2 protein-coding genes are annotated in these 3,134 nt (G+C 48.7%); one reads left to right on the plus strand and one right to left on the minus strand.

The window, feature by feature from the left end; translation table 11 throughout:
* A partial coding sequence (locus ACXJL8_RS37530) for an AAA family ATPase (protein WP_456686657.1) occupies positions 1 to 1,369 on the minus strand: 1,369 nt, incomplete at its 3' end.
* Positions 1,370 to 1,650: 281 nt separating this feature from the next.
* Between ACXJL8_RS37530 and ACXJL8_RS37535 the strand changes: the two genes are divergently transcribed.
* Positions 1,651 to 2,214 carry a recombinase family protein gene (locus ACXJL8_RS37535; RefSeq protein ID WP_456686658.1) on the plus strand — a complete coding sequence of 188 codons (564 nt, stop codon included), beginning with the start codon at positions 1,651 to 1,653 and terminating at the stop codon, positions 2,212 to 2,214.
* The last annotated feature ends 920 nt before the right edge of the window (positions 2,215 to 3,134 follow it).

Below are 3,134 nucleotides of genomic sequence, written 5' to 3' on the forward strand. Positions count from 1 at the left end.
CGGCAACACCGAGCGCATCCTCTGTTTGCGTCATTCCAACGAATGCATCTGCGAGTAGTGCTTGATGCGCAGGATGCAAATGAAGTTCTGGTTGTTCAATCGCGAGCATTGTCAGATTTGAGCGAATTTCTCGGCGTCTTGGACGATGTTTTGCCCACCAAATTTGCCCAAGGACTGGAAGAATTTGTGAAACCCCATACCCAACATCAACAACATTCGGTTGATAGCTAGCTTCCACCAAATTGATACTAATATGGTCTCGCTCGCGCTGAATAGAAATGCCGTAACCAAACAAATCTTTGATCCAATTCGATAGACTAGCCATTTGTCTCGGCGATAATGAATTAAGGAATATCGGCAGATTTTTTCCGTCTGAATCAATCTCAGAGACTGCTAGATCTTGATATCTATAATAGCGTTCACTGCGGGCGCGAGCCGGTCCAATATATAGGGTTGAGCCAAATATTGTACGAAACTTGGACGATAGCGTTCGAAGAAGTGGAATCAGTGATGACACCGCCAGTATCCGACTTACTTTATCGTAAATGTTGCGTGTGTCGGCTCCCGTAAGATCGTTTAGGAAGGCGGTTAGAACACTCGGTCCAGACTTCCCAAAATTTCTGATGTATGTTTCGTTTGGAAACCCGCCGGCGATCATATTAATGATTAGATCATCAATCTTCTTTGGCTTTAGTCGCCCGTCCATATGCGGTCTCAAAACGTTGTTTAACGCCTTGTAGAATTTTATACTCTCTGGGGCCGCCTGGAACTCGGCGAATGACGAAACCAGACGGTTCCGTTCCTGAGAGTCGATCACCAAAATCTCTGGAAACAAGGATGTCGATCGAACTAGCAGATTGTWGGGGGAAACTTCATCGATAGCTTCGACGCCGTTCACCTCTATCGACGATACGTAGTCGGCTTCGTCAATTTTGACCACGTACTTAGTTTCATACCAGTCGCCAAGATCGACGACTATTTCGCTTATACGCGTCCGTTCTCTAAAGGGAACAATTGAAATATCAAGTCTAATATCTAAATATTTATCTTCATATATTCTGGTCCTGGTAATGTACGGACTCGGTCGATTGTCGACGGCCAAGCTATCCAGTGAAAAGGAAAAAACGATAGGATCTGTTTTCGACTTACTATTGGAAGAACTTTCGAACGATCCAAAATCGACGAAATCACCATACCACAGTATCGGAGAGCTTATCCTAGTTGACAACGATTGGCGGAAAAGTGGGAGCGACCGTAAATAGGTTGATTTGCCGCTACTGTTGCGGCCAACCAGTAGCGTGATTGGTTTCAATTCAATTGGATCGACGTTTCTAAGCCGTCGCAAGTTCCGGACGCCAAATTTCAACATTGATGCTTATAACCGCCTAGAAAGTGCCAAAATTTAGGGAAGCTACCAAAAAGGTACGCATGCCATCACCTTTTTGAAAATTTGATTACAAAAGCACCGCAGCGTTTGAAAATTTGTTCCATGCCCCACTTCAATATCATGTGTGGTATAAGGGTATACCCTTGCGAGACGAAAGCGCGAGACATTCTCACGGCCGTATCGATGTCTCATTAAGATCGACATCGGTATTGCGAGACGCTATGGTGGGCGGGTCTAGAAGCTAACAAGACAGGAGGCCATCCATCGCCAGCTATGGATACGCGCGCGTCAGTAGCGCATCCCAAAGCCTAGCCATTCAAGAGGCGGCTTTGCAAGCTTCTGGTTGTGACATCATCCGGTCTGAAACGCAGACGGGCGCCAAGCTGGAAGGCCGGACGGAACTTGAAACGATAATTCAGTTCGCAAGGGCCGGGGATTCGCTCTCGGTCACGCGTATCGACCGGCTCGCACGCTCGGTTGGTGACCTCGCCGCTATCGTGAAGCTGTTGGAGGCGAAGGGAGTGTCCCTCAAGGTCCTTGAGCAACCTGTCGATACGTCTACGGCAGCGGGGCGCTGTTTTTTGCAGATGCTTGGGGTCTTCGCCGAGTTCGAAACGGCCATACGGCGAGAGCGTCAGCTTGAAGGCGTAGCGAAGGCCAAAGCCGAAGGCATCTACAAGGGCCGCAAACCGACCATCGATCCTGAACGTGTGAAGGCCCTTGCTGCCGACGGAATGGGTGCCAGTGCCATCGCTAAGGAACTGAAGGTAGGGCGGGCTTCGGTCTATCGCCTCTTGAACGGCTCGCGCCCATCAGTGATGAAGTAGGATCAAGCCCCTTGGGGCGATTATCATTATTTAAGCAGGGACACTGAGACCGGAACGACGCATAAGGCCGGACGGTCGTATCAAGCCCGCTCGATTATCGTAACGAGAAGAGCGAGCCGCCATTGAAAATAAATTGCCCAACCATATAAGTATTTCTAGGATCGTCACTCTCAATGAGTCATGCGAAGCAAACAATCCTACAAACGACAATGTAGATTGTCAACGTATGCAGCGGTACAGAACCACAGTTTTAGCCGGCGACTCTCTGGGATAGTACTCTTCTATAGTGCCCGCCCGTTCACCGTCCTGTAGCCAAACCTCCCGATAATCCGTCTCGCCTTCTGACGAACATTTCAAATCGAGATATGTAACTGGTTTTTTTAAATAGCCCGGCTTCGTCTCGGACTTAGTGATTTTGCATAAATCTTCATAGTGATTAAGCGCCTTCGGAGTAATGTCAACGCGGTATTCTTCAGAGCAAGCGCCCTTTTTCAATGTGTATCTTCCGTTATACGGGTTTGGATGAGCATAGACAGCTGTTGACGAAGCAACGACAGTGAGACAGACAAAAGCATGAAACCTCATGGGATTAGATTTTTCCATTGTGGTTATAAAAAATGATTTTTAGATCGTTTAAGGAGCGCATTTTTTGAACTGGTCTATGTCTACCTGAATCATGTCTGGCTTCACCACGTCGGCAGCCCGCGCCGGAATCGGGGAGAGAGACATTATGACGATGATCCGGCGCCGCTCCGCGACGGCGAGATTTTTACCCGCGACGTTACCGCTCAAATCGGATTGTGACGCCCCACCGAAGCTCACGCCGGTACGGCCGCAGAAAGATCGTCTCAGGACGGTTCGGCCTCCGACTCAGTTGCCCCAATCGACTTCGCCTTGAGAACCAAACGCAGACAGGTTAC

The sequence above is a fragment of the Bradyrhizobium sp. P5_C11_2 genome, from assembly GCF_054049755.1.